General features: G+C 42.3%; 12 protein-coding genes and 1 tRNA gene. 7 read left to right on the top strand and 6 right to left on the bottom strand.

Annotation, left to right across the window (positions count from 1 at the left end; translation table 11 throughout):
- Nucleotides 1–68: 68 nt before the first annotated feature.
- The 4 genes from AC57BQ_RS23795 to AC57BQ_RS23810 form a co-directional block, all read right to left on the bottom strand.
- Nucleotides 69–2,519 (bottom strand): TonB-dependent receptor domain-containing protein, encoded by a 2,451-nt coding sequence (locus tag AC57BQ_RS23795; protein ID WP_496408625.1) that lies wholly within the window; start codon nucleotides 2,517–2,519, stop codon nucleotides 69–71.
- 414 nt (nucleotides 2,520–2,933) lie between these two features.
- Nucleotides 2,934–4,163, bottom strand: a complete 1,230-nt coding sequence (locus tag AC57BQ_RS23800; protein WP_496408626.1) for an alpha/beta hydrolase-fold protein — start codon at nucleotides 4,161–4,163, stop codon at nucleotides 2,934–2,936.
- Between the two features lie 267 nt (nucleotides 4,164–4,430).
- On the bottom strand, nucleotides 4,431–6,107 hold the full coding sequence (locus AC57BQ_RS23805; protein ID WP_496408627.1) for a PspC domain-containing protein: 1,677 nt from the start codon (nucleotides 6,105–6,107) through the stop codon (nucleotides 4,431–4,433).
- A 24-nt stretch (nucleotides 6,108–6,131) separates the two neighbouring features.
- Nucleotides 6,132–6,464 (bottom strand): PadR family transcriptional regulator, encoded by a 333-nt coding sequence (locus AC57BQ_RS23810; protein ID WP_090473401.1) that lies wholly within the window; start codon nucleotides 6,462–6,464, stop codon nucleotides 6,132–6,134.
- Between the two features lie 184 nt (nucleotides 6,465–6,648).
- Between AC57BQ_RS23810 and AC57BQ_RS23815 the strand changes: the two genes are divergently transcribed.
- The 5 genes from AC57BQ_RS23815 to AC57BQ_RS23835 all read left to right on the top strand — a co-directional run bounded on the left by AC57BQ_RS23815 (nucleotide 6,649) and on the right by AC57BQ_RS23835 (nucleotide 16,912).
- Nucleotides 6,649–9,915 carry a SusC/RagA family TonB-linked outer membrane protein gene (locus AC57BQ_RS23815; RefSeq protein WP_496408628.1) on the top strand — a complete coding sequence of 1,089 codons (3,267 nt, stop codon included), beginning with the start codon at nucleotides 6,649–6,651 and terminating at the stop codon, nucleotides 9,913–9,915.
- Nucleotides 9,916–9,933: 18 nt separating this feature from the next.
- Complete coding sequence (locus tag AC57BQ_RS23820) at nucleotides 9,934–11,376, top strand: SusD/RagB family nutrient-binding outer membrane lipoprotein (protein WP_496408629.1); 1,443 nt, start codon at nucleotides 9,934–9,936, stop codon at nucleotides 11,374–11,376.
- Nucleotides 11,377–11,490: 114 nt separating this feature from the next.
- Nucleotides 11,491–11,670 (top strand): hypothetical protein, encoded by a 180-nt coding sequence (locus AC57BQ_RS23825; RefSeq protein WP_496408630.1) that lies wholly within the window; start codon nucleotides 11,491–11,493, stop codon nucleotides 11,668–11,670.
- Nucleotides 11,671–12,143: 473 nt separating this feature from the next.
- Nucleotides 12,144–15,467 (top strand): SusC/RagA family TonB-linked outer membrane protein, encoded by a 3,324-nt coding sequence (locus AC57BQ_RS23830; protein ID WP_496408631.1) that lies wholly within the window; start codon nucleotides 12,144–12,146, stop codon nucleotides 15,465–15,467.
- A 5-nt stretch (nucleotides 15,468–15,472) separates the two neighbouring features.
- Nucleotides 15,473–16,912, top strand: a complete 1,440-nt coding sequence (locus AC57BQ_RS23835; protein ID WP_496408632.1) for a SusD/RagB family nutrient-binding outer membrane lipoprotein — start codon at nucleotides 15,473–15,475, stop codon at nucleotides 16,910–16,912.
- An 82-nt stretch (nucleotides 16,913–16,994) separates the two neighbouring features.
- Here the strand turns inward: AC57BQ_RS23835 and AC57BQ_RS23840 are convergent, their stop codons facing one another.
- Together AC57BQ_RS23840 and AC57BQ_RS23845 are read right to left on the bottom strand one after the other, a co-directional pair.
- A complete protein-coding gene (locus tag AC57BQ_RS23840) occupies nucleotides 16,995–17,402 on the bottom strand; it encodes a DoxX family protein (RefSeq protein ID WP_496408633.1) in 408 nt (135 codons plus the stop codon).
- A gap of 423 nt (nucleotides 17,403–17,825) precedes the next feature.
- Complete coding sequence (locus tag AC57BQ_RS23845) at nucleotides 17,826–18,752, bottom strand: S66 peptidase family protein (protein WP_496408634.1); 927 nt, start codon at nucleotides 18,750–18,752, stop codon at nucleotides 17,826–17,828.
- A gap of 732 nt (nucleotides 18,753–19,484) precedes the next feature.
- On the opposite strand from AC57BQ_RS23845, the gene metG reads away from it, so the two are divergent.
- Complete coding sequence (metG, locus tag AC57BQ_RS23850; protein WP_496408635.1) at nucleotides 19,485–21,557, top strand: methionine--tRNA ligase; 2,073 nt, start codon at nucleotides 19,485–19,487, stop codon at nucleotides 21,555–21,557.
- 143 nt (nucleotides 21,558–21,700) lie between these two features.
- Nucleotides 21,701–21,772, top strand: a tRNA-Arg gene (locus AC57BQ_RS23855).
- Nucleotides 21,773–21,879: the final 107 nt, after the last annotated feature.

Raw genomic sequence — 21,879 nt, forward strand, 5'->3', positions numbered from 1 at the left:
GTTTGCAGTTATCAGTAGGCGGTTTGCAGTTAGCAAGAATTTCTTGAAGCTAACTGCAAACCGCCAACTTAATTCGCTCCTTTCACCCTTCCTTTTTCATCATCGGCACCGCTTCTGTGTTCGCGGGCTTTAATTTTGTTGTTACCAAAGTTGTAGGTAAAGGTTAGGCGGCCAACCCGTGAGTCGTTGATCTGACGGATATCAAAATCGTTACCCAGTGTGTGGCTGCTTACGTTATTACGGCGGATGAAGAATATATCATCAAGCGCCAGTTTAATGTTAGCCTTTTTGTTGGCGAATGAGTGGCTTACACCAGCATCGACACCGTAACGTGGTTTTATTTTATAGATACCATAAGTAAGCGGTGATTGGTAATCGCCCCTGATCTCAAACTTGTAGCTGCCAAATGTTAATGTTTGAGTGGCTTTTACCTGTACGGTTACCTGGCCAGAGCTTAGTTTACCGGTTCCAACGGAGTCTGATTTAAAGCCCAGGTAAAAGCTGTTCACGTCAACATTACCGCTCCACCATTTGGTAATGGTATATGGCGCGTTGATATTAAGGCTGTAAGAATTTTGGGTTTGCAGGTTCAGATTGGTCTGGAAAGATTTTTGTCCTTCTGTTAATATGATTTCGGTGATCACATCGGTAGTACGGCTGTAGTTTAAACTTACGTTGATGCTTTTGTTATAGGTATAGTTAAACTCAAAGTTGTTGGTGTATTGTGGTTTCAGGAAGGCATTGCCTTTTGAAAAGGTGTACGGATCAAGATAGTATACAAAGGGGTTCAGGTCATCATAACCCGGGCGATCGATACGACGGCTGTAAGTGAAGCTGATCTCGTTTTTATCATTCAATGTACGGTTGATGAACACACTTGGGAAAATGTTAAAATAGCTGCGATCAACCGGTGTGCTGCCCAAAAGGTTACCATTTGATTGGGTATACTCACCGCGTAAGCCTAATTGTATCGATGTTTTTTTGAACTGTTTGTTCAGGTTAAGATAGCCGGCAGTTATTTTTTCGGTATAAATAAAGCGGTTGGTACGGGTGGTGTCGTTCACGTAGCTATTGCCGTTAAATATCTGTGCCTGCAGGTTATTATCTGTTTTAACGCTGCTGAATTTAGCACCTGTTTCCAGCTTTACGGTTTTAGATAGAGGTTTGGTATAATCAACCTTGGCTGTATATATAGTAATGTTTGATGGTGTTTGGTTACGCAGTAATTGAGGGGCGTGTGGAGTGCTGCCATCGGGCAGAAAATAGTTAGTATTATATTGAGCTATAGAGTTGTTTTTAAATTTCGAATAATCCAGGTCGACGCTTAATTCCTGGCCGCTGGTATCAATCTTGAACCTGTCGTTCAGGTTAGCGGCAAAGTTCTTGTAAGATTGATTGATGGTGGATACAGTAGTCAGGGATGAGTCAACCCGGTTAGGCACTGCGCCAATTTTAGTACTGCCATTGTTATTGTCCAGTTCTGAGTTTGAATAGCCGCTTACCACAAACCCGATGGTGTTTTTAGAGGTCACATCATAATCGGCACCTATGCGGTAATTATTATAATGGTAAACATGCGGCATACTGGTGAGCTGGTTAAAATAGGTAGGTTTACCTGTGCTGTCACGGGTAACGCGGTCAATATAGATATCGCGGGTGTTTTTGTTATCGCCACGGCTAAAAGTACCAAACACGTTGAGGTTACCTTCTTTGTGGTTTAAATTTAAGCTGGTGTTATCTCTCCAGTATTTACCACGGGCGGCCCCAACAGTGATACTGCCGTTGGTGCCTGATTGGCTGTTTTTCTTCAATTTGATATTGATGATACCTGAATTACCGGCAGCATCATATTTGGCAGATGGGTTGGTAATGATCTCGATGGATTTGATGGTGTTTCCATCTGTTGAGCGTAATAGGGTAGCCAGTTGCGCGGCACTTAAATAAGTTAATTTATCGTTGATCATCACAGTTACACCCTGTTTGCCTTTCAGGCTGATATTGTCATCCTTATCAACCGTAACGCCAGGCGCTTTCTCCAGTATCTCCAATGCGGTGTTGCCTGCTGCCAGTACACTGTTTTCCACATTCATTACGGTACGGTCTATTTTGCGCTCGATGAGTGGTTTGGTGCCGGTAATAGTTACACCTTTCAATTCGGTGCTGCCTGCACGCATACTTAGCGCCGGTGCGGTAACAGTTGTGGCACTTTCCGGAACGGTGAAAGGGGTGGTCACCGCTTTTTGATAACCCACAACAGAAGCTTTAATCAGGTATTTGCCTGAGCGGATGTTATCAAAGGTGTAAACACCGTTATCATTACTCAAAGCGCCTTTAACAACGGTTGAGTCGGTAGCCCTGATGAGGCTTACGGTGGCGTAATCCATTGGTTTGCCCTGTTCGTTCAGTAAGGAGCCGGATACTTTGGCACCTCCTGATTTACCCCCCTGGGCAAAGGACGCGCTCCAGCTGATAACTACAAGCAGGAGGGTGCAAAATATGTTGTTTATAAGAGTTTTCATGATTTTGGTGTTGAAATGATTAGGCAATAGCGAGCCATTAAAGAATGTGCTTCTTTTTAAAATTTGATGAATAAGTTTTAGTTGATCCCGGGTGTTAAGCGGTTTGGTTTTAGTATGTTATTTTATATAGGCGATTTTCTTCATGATGTTTGTTTTTATAGTTCAAATGTGCTAACAGATTATGTTTTTTAGTAATGCTTTTAGGCGAAAACGGCTAAACTTCCGGTAAACGACCTGAAAACACCGATGAACATTTACAACTCTTTTAATTTATGTTATCCAACCCGGTTAAACCTCCGGCTTTGTGTGAATCTTACATTAAGATGCTAAAAGAGGGAAGAAGGTTACAGTTAATTTAAAATTTTAATACCAGGCTGGTGTTTAATTACATATTAGCCGAAAATATACCGGGTGTTACTTTTTTTCCAATTTATCCAGCTTGTCTTTTATCTCGGCCCTGTATTTAATGGCCAGGGCTTTTTTAAAGTACTCCCCGGCTTTCACTTTGTTGTTATTCGCCAGATAATAATCGCCCATGCTGTCATATACATTAAAGCTTTTAGGGTAGTAGTTTATGTTGATATCAAAAAACATCAATGCCTTTTCATTATCCTTTTGCTGCAGAAAGGTATAACCAAGCCCGTTCATCAATGATTCGTCAGGGCGCACCAGATATCCCATTTCTTCCGACATCATTTGATAATGCTTCATGATAAGTGCTTTTAAATCATGTGCCGAATAGGCCTTATCAAAAAACTGGTTCATGGGCTGGTTACGGGGGAACCTGTTTTTATCAAACACAAATCGCAAACCATCATATTCGGCAATCAACGGTACCGAGGCATGATCATCGTCCGGGTAATATTTGTATGCCCATTTTAAGTTATTGGATGGATTCTTTTTTAAATTATCAGTCAATTTCAGAATAGAGCGGATATGGTGGGTAATTTCGGAGGTGTCTGTTCGCACCTGGAGGGTATCCATACCGGGGTTCATGGTATGGGCTATCCCAAGGAACAATTTACTGCCCTTAAGGTCATTTTGCTGTAAAGCTGTTCCCGTTTGTTTTAAAAGACCATCGTTATCATAAAACATGCTTGGGTCAATGGCTATATAAGCATTAAACAGGCCCGTATGATTTATCAGGGTATTGATAGCCATTAAACCACCCAGTGAATGACCTATGAGGGTTCTGTAAGGGGCGGTAGCATAATTTTTATCAATATAAGGTATCAGCTCTGTTTGTAAAAAACGGGTAAACTGCTCACCGCCTCCAGAGGTTTTATCAAATGAACTATTGGTTGGTGAAAGATCCCGGGTGCGGTGGCCACGGGTGTTGGGAATGCCTACAATGATCATCTGGGGCAGTACAGTATTGCCGTTTATAGCGCTTAACTGTTGTATCAGGGTTACCAATGAAGCAAAATAACCATCACCATCAAATACATAAAGTACGGGGTAGGCTGGTTTAGAAAAGTAACTGGTATCAAATCCCGGTGTGTAAATCCAAACGGGTCTTTTTTCTTTTAAAATATCAGAGTATACAGTATCTATATGAACCGGCAGTATAGATGTTGTATGAGACTGGCCCTTTACCCAAAGTGAAAGGCACAGGAAGGCCATGATGAGGATATAGTTTTTCATTTTTTTTGACGGGTTAGTTCGGTAATTGCAGCTTTGTCCAAACTTAATTTTTTAACGCCTGATGACTATAATTAAGCTGTTTGGTATTTTTCACAGAATCTGGGGCAGGTACCTTAAACAAGATATTAAGAGGCGATGTATACTTTTTTGATATCGATTTATCGGTGATATTAGTATTGCAAAAGGGAACAATAAGCCCGCTAAATAATAGCAGGCTTATATATTTTATCAATGCTCTCATTATATAATGATAGGTTTAGGTTGAGTTTACTGGTCCTCGGTTTTTGCAGTATCGGGCACCAAATGGTTTTTTATACTATCAGCTTTTGCCGCGGCAGCGAGGGCTGCGGTATCTATTTTACATTGCAATCCCTCATTTGCCATAATATATACAGAACCGGCAGGGTTTTGAGGTGTATTAGCCTGCAGGCAGCTATATAAGTTAATGTCAAGGTTACGGTCGAGCTTGCCATCGATAACCAATTTGGCGTTCAGGGGAACTTTCAGGGTTATGTGTAGCTCTTGTCCGCGCCACATGGTACGTCCAAGTCTTTCCAGGTGACGGTCAAATTTTAATACCGAGTCTTTTTGTATAAAACGATAGCTGATGTTGCGGGCGTTGATCAACGCGTCTTCATCTGTTCGACCCCTTGCGGTAAATGATTCCACAAGGATGGGCTGGGGCACATCGCTTTTTTCTATATCGATGTGTACGCGGTCCTGGTGGTCAAAATCATCGCCATTAAAATCATCATCAAGAATGATCATGCCGTTAAATCTTTCTTTGATGCGCAGGCGGGTACTATCCTCGTTGCTTAAATATTTGGCATCATTCAGCTGTAAATAATAGGTATTGTTGGGCGTTGCCTTGATGTTGATGGTTTTGCTCAGCTTAGCGCCTTCTTTAAAATCGGCCGATGCCCTAGCTCCATAATATACAACCGCTCCCAGCGAAGCCAGCCATACACATAATAAGGTAGTGCCTATTGAGCGGTTAAAGGTGGCATTTTTGAATAAAAAGCCAATGGTAACCAATATCAGTGTTAATAAAGGTATAGCTAACAGCAGGAAACCACCGCAGAGGAATATCAGGTTGGTATCCTCGTTAACAATGTTGAAAGGGAATATATGGTATATATCCGTTTTGCCAAAAGCAACGAAACCCACAAACACTATAATAAGGGCAATGGCCAGCCCAAAGCAGGTAAGTAATATAACAAGGCCTATGAGTTTACCCAAAAAACTTCCGGTACCTCTTAAAAATGTGCCCAGGTGGTCAAAAAAGTCACCCAAAAAATCGCGCACTTTATAAACAAAGGGGCGTGCTTCCTGGCGAAAATTGGAAAGGTTTTCTTTTACCATGCTCATCTCGTCTTCAAAGTTCTTTTTAAAACCTTTCAGATCCTGTTTTTCGCCTTTCATAGCCATGCGGTCGGCCCGTGAGGTGGCTTTGGGTATAACTATCCATAATACAATGTATAATATAAGTCCGCTGCCTGCAAAAATTAACGACAGGGCAAAGGCCAGCCTGATCCATACGGCAGGTATGTCAAAATAATTGGCAATACCCGCGGCCACACCGCTCACCAGGTGATCATCCGGGTCGCGGAAAAGTCTGCGACGTTCGGTATTATAACCAAACGTGCTGCTGCCAGCCGGTTTAGCCTCGTCGTTTTCAACAGATTCAAAGTCTTCAACCGAACCCATTTGCTCAACAACCAGTTTAACATCGGCTTCTACAATAACCTGTTTGTTTTGGTTGGCCAATGTTTCATTAAACATTTCGGCTATGCGGTTTTCAATGTCGGTTGTGATCTCCAGGCTGTCGGCCGACGACGAAAAGTGACGTTTTACGTCGGTCATATAAGCTTTAAGTACCTCGTAAGCATCCTCTTCTATATGAAATACGATGCCATTTATATTTATGATGATAGTTTTATTCATGATCTGTGATTTTTTTATAGGTTTTTATTTTCTCTCGCCAATGGCGGTTTGCACGGCATAAACCAATTCCTGCCAGGTTTTATCCAGTTGTTCCAATACAATTTTTCCTTCTTCCGATAGCACATAATACTTTCGTGGCGGTCCCGAAATTGACTCTACCCAATTGTAAGTGAGCAGGCCATTGTTTTTTAAACGGGTTAGCAGAGGGTACAGAGTTCCCTCAACTACAAGTAGTTGGGCTTTTTTAAGTTCAGCAATAATGTCTGATGCATATATTTCGCCCTTGGCTATGATGGAAAGAATGCAATACTCCAGTATGCCTTTCCTCATTTGGGTTTGTGTGTTTTCTACAATCATAATACAAAGATATATGTTTTGGATTGTATTATGCAATACCTAGTACTATAATTATTATTATTACTGTTAAAAATTAACTTTTTTAAAAAAAAGTCATGGTTTTATCAGATTTAACTTGACTTTTTGATAATGTAACATTACTTTTATGATTAATTAACTATTAACTGATCTTATTATTAACGAAATGAAAAAACTTCTACTAGCAAGTTTGTGCTTTCTGCTGTTGTCTATTACGCAGGTTTTTGCACAAAACCGTACAATTACTGGTACGGTTACGGCCCAGGAAGATGGCCTGCCCATCCCGGGAGTTACAGTAAAGGTAAAGGGAACAACTGTTGGTACCCAAACCAGCGCAAGTGGTAAATTCACTTTAAGTGTTCCAGAAAATGCCGTCCTTATTTTTAGTTTTATTGGCTATACACCACAAGAGGTTCCCGTACGCGGAGCTGTTGTAAACGCCAGGCTTGCGGTATCAAGCCGCCAGTTAAGTGAAGTGGTTGTAACAACGGCATTGGGTATCCAACGTAAAGCCGACAATCTTCCATACGCGCAACAAGGCATAAAAGGAGCCGACCTTACTTCAACACGCCAAACCGACATAAACCAGGCTTTGGCCGGTAAAATTGCCGGTGTGCAGGTTCGGAGCCAGTCAAACGCCAAATTGGGTTCTGCGGCGCTTATTCGTTTACGTGGTGCTGCTACTATTAATGAGCATCAGCCATTATTTGTAGTTGATGGTACCCCGGTTGATGATATCAACTTTATCAACATGGATGATGTGGATGATGTTCAGGTATTGAAAGGCCCGTCTGCAACAGCTCTTTATGGTCAGCGTGCAGATGCAGGTGTATTGATGATCACTACCAAAAAAGCCCGGAAAAGCCCGGGTGTTGGGATTAACTTTAGCTCTTCAGTTGCATTTAACTCCGTAAGTACACTGCCAAAGTATCAAAATGAATATTCTGGTGGTACAGCCGGTGCTGGTATGCAAACCTATACCTGGCAAGATGGTGACCCGGTAGCCTGGAAAGCTTTAAGTGGTAAAAACTACCATACCTATTTTGATGATGCATCATGGGGCCCTAAAATGACAGGACAGGAGTATATTCCATGGTACGCATGGTTCCCGGGTACACAATATTCCTATAAAACGGCTAAACTTACTCCTCAGCCTAATAACGTTAGGGATTTTTATAACACCGGCCGTCAGTTGATCAACAACATTAACTTTAGTAAAGTTGGTGATGATTATAATGCAAGGGTATCTTATACCAATCAGGATGAAAAAGGCGAAATACCAGGATCTTGGTTAAAAAGAAACTTTATAGCAACTGATCTGTCATACAATCTTTCAAAACACTTTACAGTTGATGCGAATATTAACTACATCAACCAAAAAACCCGTGGTGAATTTAGCGATGCATATGGTAACAACGCCTCAGGTTCATTCAACTCATGGTTTCACCGCGATCTGGACATCGGTATCCTTAAACAACTGCAAAATTTAAGAACCCCTTCCGGCAGGCTTCCATCATGGAACCTGGATGACTCAAACGGTATCAGTGCAGATGCTATTAATAGCGGAACTTTATACTGGACTAACCCTTACGCGTATTTTAACCAGGCTTATGCCCTTAATACACAAGACAGGTTATACGGGAATATTGGCTTAACCTATAAATTGAATGAGCATTTCAAAGTAAGTGGTACCGTAAGGAAAAACCAAAGAAACACCCATTACGAATCGTTCCTGCCAAATATTTTCCAGATCAGTACATCTGATTTGTCATCTCCATTGTCAATCAATGAGTTCTCAACTGCTACCGCAAAAAGTGGTCGTCCTGTAAGAGCTACTTATGATACTTATGATGTTCGTCAGGTTGAAAACAACTACGAGTTTTTAGCATCTTACAACCAAAAATTCGGTAAATTAAATGTTGACGCGAACGTAGGTGCTAATGATCGTTACAATAGCTACAGCTATCTTGAAAACGGCACTAAAGGCGGTTTGATAGTTCCGGATGTATTTGCCATTTCAAACAGTGCCATTCAGCCGGGTTATTATTCACAACAACGTACTTATAAAGAGGTTAGGTCTGTTTACGGACGTGCCAGCGCTAACTGGGATGATTTCGCTATTGCTGATTTCAGTTTACGTAACGACTGGAGTTCTGCTTTGCCAACCACCTCAAACTCTTATTTATACCCATCTGTTGGTTTAACATTTTTGTTAACCAAATTTGTGACCGCATCTGTGCCTGCAATCAGCTTTTTGAAAGTAAGGGGCAGCTGGGCAAAGGTAGGTTCAGATCTTGATCCGTATAACCTGAGCTTGTACTATACTCCAGGTGCTCAATGGAGCGGTGCGCCAACCATTTCAACACCTGATAAATTGATTGATGGCAACATTAAACCATCATTATCAACCTCAAAAGAAATTGGTTTGGACATCAGGTTCCTGAATGATCGTTTAGGATTTAGCGGTACCTATTATGATGAAACCAAGAAAAATGAGATTGTTACAGTTGACGTGAGCTCAGTGGGTGGATTTACCCAGAAACTGATCAACGCGGGTAAAATCAACCGTAAAGGTATTGAGTTAACCGTTGACGGTTATCCTGTTAAAACCAGCGATTTCTCCTGGAACATCAATACAAACTTTGCCAGGAATAAATCAAAAGTGTTAGAACTTGCTCCGGGCATCCAAACCTATTACCTGGGTGGTGCCGATTATTCAAGCGCTACAGGTACCACTGCGTACGCTCCGGGTGTTTGGGCTATAGTTGGTGGCGAATATGGTCAGATACGTGGCCGTGGTATCCAAAAAATAAACGGCCAGCCGGTGATAGATCCTGCTACCGGTTTATATGCCTTCCAGGATAATGTGAATTTTGGTTCGGTATTACCTCAGTTTACAGGTGGTATGGTCAATACCTTTAAATACAAAAATGTATCATTAAACTTTACCGTTGACTTCTCAAAAGGTGGTAAATACTTCTCCCTGTCTGATCTTTGGGGTGGTTTCTCTGGTTTGTATGATTATACAGCCGGTAACAATGATAAAGGCAAACCGGTTCGTGACCCTGTTGCAAGCGGTGGTGGTGTACACGTTAAAGGTGTCGACAAAACCGGCAAACCGGTTGATATGTATGTTGATGCTGTTGATTACTATGATGGTAACGGCGCCAACAAGATTAACGAAATGCACATTTTTGACCTTAGCTACATCAAACTGCGCGAAGTAAACCTGGGTTATACCTTTAACCTTAAAGGATCTTCTATTAACAAAGTAATACAGAACTTAACTTTAAGCGCATTTGGCCGTAACCTTTGGTTGATCTATACCAAGAACAGGAACTTTGACCCGTCTGAATTTGTAAATGCATACGGAGAAAGTGGCCAATTGCCACCATCAAGAACCATTGGTTTAACCCTGAAGGCTGGCTTCTAATTCTAAAAAAAAATTATCATGAAAAAGAAATTTCAATATTATAGTGTAATTGCAGTGCTGGGCCTGGGTTTAGGCTCATGTACTAAATTATCACAGCGCAATATAAACCCGGATGCTGCATCAACGCCGGTTACTTCGGCCTTGTTAACAAGTGTTGAATCAAACACGGCCGTAGGCTTTACCTCTGATGCTACCATTGCAAGTACGCAGTATTTTGCACAATATTTTAGCCAGGTACAATATCCGGATAATCAACTTTATGCACAAAGTAACGTGTCATGGAGCGGATTTTATGCTGGTCGTTTATATGATTTGCAAAACATCATCAACGTTTGTACTGCTAAACCAGATCCTGCAGCGCTTGCAGGTAATACCGTAAACCAAATCCAGATTGCAAGGATCTTAAAAGTTTACTGGTACTCATTGGCTACAGACCGCTATGGCGATATCCCTTATTCACAGGCCTTAAAGCAAAATACCACTGCTGCTTATGACAAGCAACAAGCCATATATGCCGACTTTTTTAAAGAGTTAAAAGATGCGATCGCTTCTTTTCAGTCATCTGGTAATGCAATAGTGGGAGACATTGTTTATAGCGGAAATTTAACCAAGTGGAAAAAGTTTGCTAACTCATTACGGATGATGCTGGCCATGAGGTTATCAAAAGTTGATCCGACTACAGGCAAAACTGAATTTACAGCAGCTTTGAATGATCCTAACGGTTACATTACTGCTAATGCTGATAACTTTGGTGTTCTTTATCCAGGTGATACTTTCATTAATCCATTTAATGGTTTAACAGGGGCCTCTATTTTGGCCATCAGCGCAACTGTTGCTGATAAATTGAATGGTTATAGCGATCCCCGCGTTTTTGCTTACGGACAGGCCAATGCGAGCAATAAAGTAAAGGGCGTTCCTTATGGTTTAAACCGTGCACATAATCAAACGTTCCTGGTAGCTAATCCAGACTACTGTACTATTTTTGCACCAGCATGGAAAACAAAAAATGCTCCTGTATATGTGATCACCGCATCATACATCGATTTACTGCGTGCTGAGGCTTCAATTACCTATGGCACAGGCGAAAATTCATTTACCCTGATTTCAAAAGGTATTACCGATTCATGGGCACAGTGGAATGTTACAGGCGATATAACTACTTATTTAGCTACTATCGGTGTTTCTTCCGCATCTACCCCAATAGCAAAAATTCAGGAGCAAACCTGGATCACGCTTTATGGTGTTGGTCAGCAAGGATGGTCAGAGTGGAGAAGAACAGGGATCCCGGTTCTTACACCTGCACCAGATGCGGTTAATCCAGGAGGTAAAATCCCACGCAGATTTGGTTATCCAACAACAGAGCCAAATCTAAACGGACCTAATTACACGGCTGCTATAGCGGCATTTCCATACGGTGGTGGCGATGTAGTAGATACCCGCGTATGGTGGGACAAACCATAATATAACATATTCTCCATATAATTAAAGAGGCCGCCCCATACACATGGGGCGGCCTTTTTTAATTTCAGCTAACAGATTGCTATATGTAGGCCGGATTTTTAAACTCAGCGAAAAATGAAAAGAAGTATTGTTAATTTGCTAGTAGCTTTTATACTTTATCCCTACTGGAAAAATGTGTATTATTTAGCTTATCTTATACCATGTGGTTTTTTATTTGCAGGTATTATACATCGGTTTGCAGGCAATGAAGATCAAGCCCATGGTCAGTTTCATCAACCCCAAAATAGCATTTAAACCTTTTCTTGTGATAGCGGAGGATAAACCTTGATGTTTAATGGTTATCAGGCATGATAGCTAAAAAGGGTGGCTTCTACAACGGAGACCACCCTTTTTGTTTTAAAATAGATGCGCAAAATTATTTCTTATCCACACTGTATTTGCCCGGACCAAACAAATAAAAGACCAGCCGATACAAGACATCCGAAATAGCCTGCAAACACCTCCTGAGTGTCCATTTTACACACAAATACAATAGGTAGGCTATCACCAATATGGATCCCCGAACACTCCCAATAAAATATGTATCAGGTAGACATTATAGATGATATATGCAATAAATATGAGCCAATAATTTGAAAAATAATCGATTATTTTATAATATTTTACGTAATATCGACCCGGTGTTATATTGTAATTCTGCAAAATATATTATAATATAACCAGACAGTTCATTGAGTATTAACCATTAACAGATCTTATCACAAAAAATGAAAAAACTTCTACTAGTAAGTTTGTGTTTTCTGCTGTTATCAATTACACAAACATTTGCACAAAATCGTGCAGTTACCGGTACGGTTACAGGCCTGGAAGACGGCCTGCCTATCCCGGGAGTTACCATCAAGGTAAAAGGAACAACAACCGGTACCCAAACCGGCACCAACGGAAAATACACGTTAAGTGTTCCGGAGGGTTCAACACTAATCATTAGCTTCATTGGCTATGCAACACAAGAAGTACAGGTAAGGGGCCCTGTTGTAAACGTACGACTTACCATGTCAAGCAAGCAACTTGGCGAAGTTGTTGTAACAGGCGCGTTGGGCTTAAACCGAACCCGTAACCAACAGGCCTATGCGGCCCAGCAGGTTACCGGCGATGAGGTGAGCAAGCAACGTAATGCAAACTTTGTAAGCGGTCTTTCAGGTAAAGTTGCAGGTTTAGAGATCAGGCAAAACAACGCGTTAGGAGGGTCAACCAATGTGGTTTTACGTGGTACCAAATCATTGTTAGGCGGAAACCAGGCATTATTTGTTATTGATGGTGTGCCTATAAACAATGGCGGCCCGGGTGCAGGTAATGGAGGAACAAACAATGCCGGTGCTAATACCGGAACCAACGGAGGTAATGTTGAACAAGGCAGGGGCGGTTATGATTACGGCTCGCCAATTTCCAATATTAATCCGGATGATATTGAATCTGTTACTGTACTTAAAGGTGCAGCGGCCAGCGCTTTATATGGCTCTATCGGTGCCAATGGCGTAATCATGATCACCACTAAAAAGCCAGGTAAGGGTTTAGGTATTGCCTTTAACAGCAGTTTTGGTATAGGTAGTGTTGATAAAAAAACATTACCAACGTATCAGCATGAGTATGGTGCTGGTTATGGCCCTATTTATAATAAAAAAGATGGTATTGATCCAAGTGGTTATTTCCTGACACAGGATGTTAATGGCGATGGAACCCCTGACCTGGTTGCGCCAATGCATGAAGATGCCTCTTATGGCCATAGGTTTGATTCTAATTTAAACGTTTATCAATGGGACTCCTTTGTTCCTACTTCTCCAAATTTTGGAAAAGCAACACCATGGGTTGCCGCGGCAAATGATCCGCTTAAGTTCTTCAAAACCCAGGTGAGCAACAACCAAAGCTTATTTATAACCAATGGTGGCGAAAACGGATCTTTCAAATTAGGCTATACCCGTAATAACCAAACCGGTGTTTTGCCAAACAGTAATATACTGAACAATAGTCTTGATTTTGCAAGTACTTACAAAATAACCAGTAAGTTAACCGCAGGCGCAAGTATTAATTATACCCGTACCGATGGTATAGGGCGTTATGGCAGTGGTTACCAGGCCGAGAACGTTGTACGTAACTTTAGGCAATGGTGGCAGATGAATACGGATATTCTGGCGCAAAAAGATGCCTATTTTGCATCGGGTGGAAAAGATGTTACCTGGAACTGGAAAAGCCCAACCAACCTGGTTCCTAATTTTCAGGATAATCCATATTGGACCCGTTATAAAAACTTCCAAACAGACAGGCTCAACCGCTATTTTGGTAATGTGAGTTTGAATTATAAGGTTAACGACTGGTTAAACTTATTGGGCCGTGTAACAGTTGATAATTACTCCATGTTACAAGAAGAAAGACGTGCTTTTGGTTCGCAAGGCGTATCTGCTTATACCAGGAGAAATATCAACTTCAACGAAACCAATTTAGACTTCCTGGCAACAGTTGACAAAAACATCAACCCCGACTTGAATTTTAAAGGTTTGCTGGGTGTTAACGTTCGTAAAAGTCGTTATGAGTTAATTTCGGCAACTACCAATGGTGGTTTGATCATCCCTGACGTTTATGCTCTGGCAAACTCTAAAAACGCGCCGGCTGCCCCTGCCGAAAATGATATCAGGTACGAAGTAGACGGTTTATTTGCCGGTGCAACTTTTACTTATAAGAAGATGCTGGTTTTAGACGGAACATTACGTCGTGATGCTTCATCGGCTTTACCATCATACAGTAACAAGTTTTATTATCCAGCAATTAACCTGGGCTTTACTTTCTCAGAATTGCTTAAACAGTACAGCTGGTTATCATACGGTAAAGTAAGGGTTAACTATGCCGAAGTAGGCAATGGCGGACAGGCTCAAAATACCAAAAACTTCTATGCATTTGGAACGCCATTTGGTTCAAACCCACAATCGGCTATCGGAACAACGCAGAATAATGCAGCCTTAAAACCGGAACGTTCAAAGGCAAAAGAAGCCGGTTTAGAGATGCAGTTTTTTAACAGTCGTTTAGGTTTTGATTTCACTTATTATGATGCCAAAACGGTTGATGGATTATTACCTGTTGCCTTATCAACAGCTACAGGGTATAACTCTACCTATATTAACTCAGGTACTTTACGTAACCGGGGTGTGGAAGTTGCTGTAAACGGTACTCCGGTAAACAGTAAAATGGTAACCTGGAAAATTGGTGTTAATTTCACTAAGAACAACAATAAGGTTGTGGAACTGTATACTGATCCGACAGGTCAGAAATCAGAAAACCTGTTGCTATCACCGTTCCAGGGTGGCGTGTCATTGAATGCTACATTGGGCCATGCTTATGGTGATATTCGCGGTACAGCTTATACTGACATTAACGGAAAGCCATACACCAAAAAAGATGGAGGCCGTGTAGTTGATCAAACTGGTGACAATGCCGGATATTACAAACAATCACCAAGCAATAGCACTATAGGTAATGTTAACCCCGACTGGATAGGCGGTATTACCAACTCTGTACGTGTTCAAAGCTTTACTTTAAGCTTCCTGATCGATATCCGTAAAGGTGGTGACGTATTCTCGTTAGATACCTATTATGGTATGGATACGGGTTTATATCCTGAAACTGTTGGTAACAATGACCTGGGTAATCCATCAAGAAACTCTTTGGCTACCGGTGGTGGTGTAATTATACAAGGTGTTACCGCAGCTGGCGCCAAGAACGCGATTCGGGTTCGCAATGATGCTACCGGTTTATATGGTTATGAGCATAATCCGGCAGCTGCCTTTGTTTACGATGCAAGTTATGTGAAATTGCGTGAGGCATCGTTAAACTACTCCTTCCCTCAAAGCCTCACTTCAAAATGGGGCCCAATTAAAGGTGTAGATCTGGCTGTAAGCGGAAGGAACTTATGGATCATCCACAAAAATCTTCCATACTCAGATCCTGAAGAAACTTTAGGTGCCGGTAACCTTCAAGGTTATCAGAGTGGTGCTTTCCCAACAATAAGAACGTTTACCTTAAACTTAAAAGTAAGATTTTAACCAATATGAAAAAATATATATGGGCATTACTTCCACTGCTTATGCTGGGAGCGTGCAAAAAGGATTTTGAAAACCTGAATACCAACCCTAAGCTTTTCCCTACGGTACCTGCCCCAACATTGATTACGCAGGCCGAGCGGGTGCTTTCAAATGCGCTTACATCAGCAAACGTAAATAATAACGTTTTCAGGTTGGTAGAGCAACAATGGCAGGAAACCACTTATAACGACGAAAGTCTTTATAATTTTGATACCCGTAACATCAACAGGGCTATGTGGAATAGCTTATTCCGGGATGTATCAAACAATTTAAAGTTAGCTAAAGACATTATCCCTGGCGACCCGACCATAGTGGGCGATGTTGTAAAAAAGAATGATATCGCTATCGCAGATATATTACAGGTTTATGCCTTTTATTATTTGGTTACCACTTATGGTGATGTTCCGTATACGCAGGCATTTGATGCTAAAAATAACTTCCCGAAATATGATGACGCGGCAACGATTTATAAAGATCTGTTAAAACGTTTAGACGCTGACCTGGCCGCGCTAAGTGGTACAACCAGTTTGGGGAGTGCCGACATTATTTACGGTGGTGATGTAGCTAAATGGAAAAAATTTGGTAACTCATTTAAATTAAAAATGGGTATGACCATTGCTGATTATGACGCAGCTTTGGCCAGCACAACTGTTAAGGCAGCATTTGCTGCAGGTGTTTTCACAGATAATGCAGATAATGCTACATTGGTATACCAGGCTGCTACACCAAATACCAATCCAATATGGGTTGACCTTGTTCAAAGCGGCAGGAATGATTTTGTAGCCAATGCTACATTAGTTAACCAGTTAAATAACAGTAATGGGATCCTTGACCCTCGTGCAGCAGTATTTTTTACCCTTTATAAGGCAAAACCGACTGATCCGGGAATATATTTAGGTGCTGATCCTGGTGTAAAAGCAAACTACGAAAGCTTTTCGCATGTAGGGCCTGCGATAACAACAACTACAGCCCCCGGTTTATTACTTGACAACGCTGAAGTTCAGTTTTATTTGGCCGAAGCAAAGGAAAAAGGGTTACTAACAGACGGAGATGCCGCTGCCATTTATTATGCAAAAGGCGTTCAGCAATCATTTGCTTATTGGAAAGCGGGAGATGCAACTGCTTATTTAGCTCTTAATCCGTATAGCCTTAATAACCTGGCTATCCAAAAATGGGTTGCCAATTATAATAGGGGCTGGGACGCGTGGATTGAAACCAGGAGATTGGATTTCCCGGTACTTTATAAACCGGCAACAGGTGCTTTCTCTGATTTCCCGGTTCGTTTTAAATACCCGGTTGATGAGTCAAGTGTAAACCCTGCTAATTATAAAGCAGCATCTGCAGCAATTGGCGGCGATGTAGTAACAACCAAGCTGTTTTTTGACAAAAACGTTATGCCTAAATAACTAGCTGTAACATTTAAACAATAAAAAAGGGATTTGCCGTAATGGCAAATCCCTTTTTTATTGCAGTCCCAAACCGAGCGGCTTATTTTTTATCCACGCTGTATTTACCCGGACCAACAAATAAAAGGCCTGCAAATATCAGGGCATCTTCAATGGCATGAATAGCGCCCTTAAGCCCCTCGCCCTCGCCTAAATGAGTGGCTGCGGCTACAATAAGCGTCAATATCATCAATATACATACCGGGCGAAAGGCAAAGCCGATCAGGAGCAGAAAGCCGCCAAAAGCCTCGGTGGCCGCTGCCAGGAACCCCCACACTACCGGCCAAAAATGTATGCCGATGTGCCTGGTAGAATGGCCAAGCTCTTTCCAGCCGCTTACCCCACCCATCAGCATAGGGTAACCATAAAAAATAAAGGTAATGCCCAGACCCAGGCGGATGACCAGAAGGCCAAAGTTTTTGTAATTGCTTAAGTTGCTCAGTACTGCCATAATTTATAATGGTGAAGGTGTTAGTGTGATTGAATTTTGGTTTTAATATATAAAAATTCCTTTCAGAAAGGAAAAATCAAACATGACGAATAAATAATGTACCCAAGGAGGGCTGTCACCCTGAGCTCCGTCGAAGGGTTGAGCAGAGGCCTGACCACCATTAAAAGCCCTGGCCCCGTGCGATTCCTTCCCTCGGGAAGGGGAGGAAGGGGTTTCTGCACCATTGCGGGTTTATGCCGCATGTATAAACCCCTCCCTGCCTTCGCACTCATGCCAGCCGCACCCCTCCCGTGGGGAGAGAACTGGGAGAAAAAATAATATCGAATAATGAATTTTTAATATCCAACACCGATTTTTCCATTCATCATTTGATATTGGAAATTCTGTGTTCGATATTAAAAACATTCTTTTGTTCGCCTACTATCAAATGAAATTTAAGCTTACTTCCTGCCCTTGTACAGATAACCGCGTCTCTTTGCCGAATATTAAACTGCAATTATCGGGGATATGCCCGGCCGGGAAATCAAAACATACGGGATAATCATACTCCTGCACAATGTCCATAACAATTTCGGGTACGGTTTGGCCAAAGGGGATATCGTTATCCTTCATGTCGGTAAAGCCGCCTACTACCAGGCCCGCGAGTTGAGCGAGCTTGCCAGCCCGTTTCAGGCTGCGCAGCATTCGGTCGACCGAATAAAGATATTCGCCCACATCTTCTATAAACAATATTTTGCCGCTATAGTCGATATCAGATACCGAGCCAGCTACGGCTACCAGTAGGGATAAATTACCGCCCACCAATATTCCTTTGCCTTCGCCACTGCGGTTTAAGGCATGTGCGTGATAATTATAACTTAAGGCCTCGCCAAACAGGGCCATACGCAGCGTGTCCAGCGAGTGTTTGGACGCATCGGGGATGTTAACCGGCATTTGCCCGTGAATGGTTTGGGCCCCGTAGTTGGCAAAAAGATGGGTATGCAACACGGTAATATCGCTGAAACCAATAAGCCATTTGGGTTTTTGAGCAAAACGACTGAAATCAACCTTATCAATCATTCGGATGGTGCCGTAGCCGCCACGCGCCGCTATAATGGCTTTGATGCTATCGTCGTCAATAAAACGCTGCAGGTCATGCGCACGCAGATCGTCGCCGCCGGCAAACTGGTGGTAGGAGGCAGTCACGGTATCGCCCAAAACCACTTCCAGTCCCCATGATTGTAATAGAGCTACGGCATCATCCATAGGCCTGGGCAGCTTTTTAGCCGGACAGGTGATCGCTATCTTATCTCCCTTTTTTAAATAGGGTGGGCGCAGTCCGGAAGAAGCGGTATCGGCTGGTTTATCCATAAGCAATTATAGTAAAAGTTTTCTTTGCTTGTTGCGGGGCTGGTAGAAATCAAAGCCGCGGAGCCGACTCATCCTACCCTCACCAAGTACAGTTTCCTATATGTCATTGCGAGAAGGAACGACGAAGCAATCTCGTCGAGTTCAATATACAAGCGAGGAGATTGCCACGCTGCGCTCGCAATGACATGGTTTTATTTGCAATTTCACCCCCGCTTTGCGCCACAGGCGAAGAGGATGGCGAGCGAAGCAACGCCAGGGTGAGTTGGTTCTGCGCAATCCAACCCGCATCCCTCTTGCACAAGCCAATCATTTTTCGTATCTTTAAGTAAACCAACCCAACGGCCCTGATTGCTTGAAAAGTGCAATCGGGGCCGTTTGCATAAAGGGACAAAAAGGATAAAAATCTGATCGTTTTGTATGTAGTTATTTGAATTTCAGATATTTAATACTTTTTAAACTTTTAAAAACCCATCAAAAATTTGTTAAAAAGTGTTAAAATGGGTGGTTTTGAATAAGTTTTCGACAGTTTTTGATGTGTTTTTATCCTGTTTTTGAACCGAAAAGTGTTAAAATTAAGGTTTAAAAAGTTTTGGACTGTTTGAATTTCATAATAAGGTCGATAGTACATTCTCCAATTCTGGTAAAAGATTTTAGGACAAAGAAATCCGCAGCTCCGGACTTTCCGACTTAAATGAATTATCTTTGCCGCTTATTTACATTGCCGCATATTTCATGTCACAACTCAACAAATACAAACGATTCACTATAACATCTGCCCTGCCATATGCTAATGGTCCGCTGCATATTGGTCATCTGGCCGGGGCATATATCCCGGGCGATATTTTTGTACGCCATTTAAGGCTCAAAAAAAAGGATGTAGTATACGTTTGCGGATCTGACGAGCATGGCGCCGCCATTACCATCAAGGCTAAAAAGGAAGGCACTACGCCACAGGCTATTATAGATAAATACCATCAGCAGATAAAAGATAGTTTTGAGCAGTTTGGGATAGCTTTTGACATTTACCACCGTACCTCATCGCCTATACATCATGAGCTGTCGCAGGAGTTTTTCCTGAACCTGTATGAAAAGGACGAGTTTATTGAAAAAGTAAGTGAGCAGTATTATGACGAAGATTTTGACCAGTTTTTGGCCGACAGATATATTATAGGTACCTGCCCTAATTGCCATAATGAGAATGCCTACGGCGATCAGTGCGAAAAATGTGGTACCTCATTAAGTCCAACCGACCTGATCAACCCGGTATCAACCCTGAGCGGAAAACCGCCGGTTTTAAAACCAACCAAACACTGGTACCTACCGCTGGATAAATATCAGCCCTGGCTGGAGCAATGGATAGATACCAAGGAAGGTAGCTGGAAGGTAAACGTATTTGGGCAATGCAAATCATGGCTTAAACAAGGTCTGCAGCCGCGCTCCATGACCCGCGACCTGGATTGGGGTATCGACGTTCCGCTGGCAGATGCCAAAGGCAAAAAACTATACGTTTGGATGGACGCGCCTATTGGCTATATATCGGCCACCAAACAATGGGCCATTGATAACAACAAAGACTGGAAGCTATACTGGAAAAAGCAGGCCGATGAGCAGGATAATGCCTGTTTGATCCATTTTATCGGAAAGGATAATATCGTGTTCCATTGCATTACTTTCCCATCTATATTACATGCCCACGGCGAATATATTTTGCCGCAAAATGTACCGGCCAACGAGTTCCTGAACCTGGAAGGGGATAAACTTTCTACCTCGCGCAACCATGCCGTTTGGCTCCACGAATACCTGGAAGAGCTGCCAAACAAGCAGGACGAATTGCGCTACGTGCTAACCTCGATATTACCCGAAACCAGCGACAGTGAGTTTACCTGGAAAGATTACCAGGCACGTATAAATAACGAACTGGTGGCCATATTAGGCAACTTTGTGAACCGGGTGATGATACTGATGCACAAGTTTTACGAGGGTAAAGTAGAAGCTACAACAGATCGCATTGAACTAACCGACGCGGCCTTGAATGCCGAGTTGGGTGGTTATTACGATGAGATAGAAAAGAACCTGGAGGCTTACCGCTATCGCCAGGCCCTACAGGCCGTGATGGATATAGCACGCCTGGGTAACCGTTACCTGACCGAAAAAGAGCCCTGGAAAACCATTAAAACAGATCCTGAAGGGGCTAAGCAGGCCCTGCACAATTGCTTGCTGCTGATAGGGCATCTGGCAACCTGCGCGCAGCCATTTTTGCCAACCACCGCTAAAAAGATCATCGGTATGCTGAACTGGCCAAATGAGGTGATCCATTATGATCAGGAGGTCTATTTTAACAATGGGCACCAGTTAAACCCTCCGGCCTTGTTATTTGAAAAGATAGAGGATGAGGTAATAGCATATCAACTGGACAAACTACAGGCAAAAAAGGATGCCGCCGCGCCGCCAAAATCGGTAGAGGTACAGCCAGCTAAAGAAAGCATTAGTTACGAAACATTTGCCACCATGGATATCCGCACAGGTACCATACAGGCAGCTGAAAAGATAGCTAAAACTAAAAAGCTGCTCAAACTGACCATTGATACCGGCATTGATGTGCGTACCGTAGTGTCGGGCATTGCCGAATATTATGAACCCGAAGCTATTATTGGCCAAAGGGTGAGTATACTGGTAAATCTGGAGCCGCGCGAAATAAAAGGTATTTTTTCGCAGGGTATGATCCTGATGGCCGAGGATAGTGAAGGCAAGCTTAGCTTTGTATTGCCTGCAGATGATTTTCATAACGGATCTGTTATCAGGTAGATAGATGTGCAGATGTGCAAGTTTCAAATGTACAGATGCATAAATAAGCTATAAGCAAATTTTGTGTATAGGGGGTGTGATTTTTCAATGAAAAATTGCACCTTTGCAAACTGTTTACGGATTTACATCCGGTAAACCATAACGGTCCCGTAGTTCAACGGATAGAATAGGAGTTTCCTAAACTCTAGATATGAGTTCGATTCTCGTCGGGACCACATTTAAACCCATCCATGGGAACGGCATGGGAAAGATTGTTAAAAAGCCTTTGGATGAAAATCTGAAGGCTTTTTTGCCGACTGCGGTGATAATAATACCTACCGCA

The organism is Mucilaginibacter sp. BGA-UO-ETr-C110 (genome assembly GCF_059567985.1).

Coding starts and splice junctions, on each gene's coding strand:
- AC57BQ_RS23795 (WP_496408625.1), bottom strand. CDS start 2,519: ATGAAAACTCTTATAAACAACATATTTTGCACCCTCCTGCTTGTAGTT.
- AC57BQ_RS23800 (WP_496408626.1), bottom strand. CDS start 4,163: ATGAAAAACTATATCCTCATCATGGCCTTCCTGTGCCTTTCACTTTGG.
- AC57BQ_RS23805 (WP_496408627.1), bottom strand. CDS start 6,107: ATGAATAAAACTATCATCATAAATATAAATGGCATCGTATTTCATATA.
- AC57BQ_RS23810 (WP_090473401.1), bottom strand. CDS start 6,464: ATGATTGTAGAAAACACACAAACCCAAATGAGGAAAGGCATACTGGAG.
- AC57BQ_RS23815 (WP_496408628.1), top strand. CDS start 6,649: ATGAAAAAACTTCTACTAGCAAGTTTGTGCTTTCTGCTGTTGTCTATT.
- AC57BQ_RS23820 (WP_496408629.1), top strand. CDS start 9,934: ATGAAAAAGAAATTTCAATATTATAGTGTAATTGCAGTGCTGGGCCTG.
- AC57BQ_RS23825 (WP_496408630.1), top strand. CDS start 11,491: ATGAAAAGAAGTATTGTTAATTTGCTAGTAGCTTTTATACTTTATCCC.
- AC57BQ_RS23830 (WP_496408631.1), top strand. CDS start 12,144: ATGAAAAAACTTCTACTAGTAAGTTTGTGTTTTCTGCTGTTATCAATT.
- AC57BQ_RS23835 (WP_496408632.1), top strand. CDS start 15,473: ATGAAAAAATATATATGGGCATTACTTCCACTGCTTATGCTGGGAGCG.
- AC57BQ_RS23840 (WP_496408633.1), bottom strand. CDS start 17,402: ATGGCAGTACTGAGCAACTTAAGCAATTACAAAAACTTTGGCCTTCTG.
- AC57BQ_RS23845 (WP_496408634.1), bottom strand. CDS start 18,752: ATGGATAAACCAGCCGATACCGCTTCTTCCGGACTGCGCCCACCCTAT.
- metG (WP_496408635.1), top strand. CDS start 19,485: ATGTCACAACTCAACAAATACAAACGATTCACTATAACATCTGCCCTG.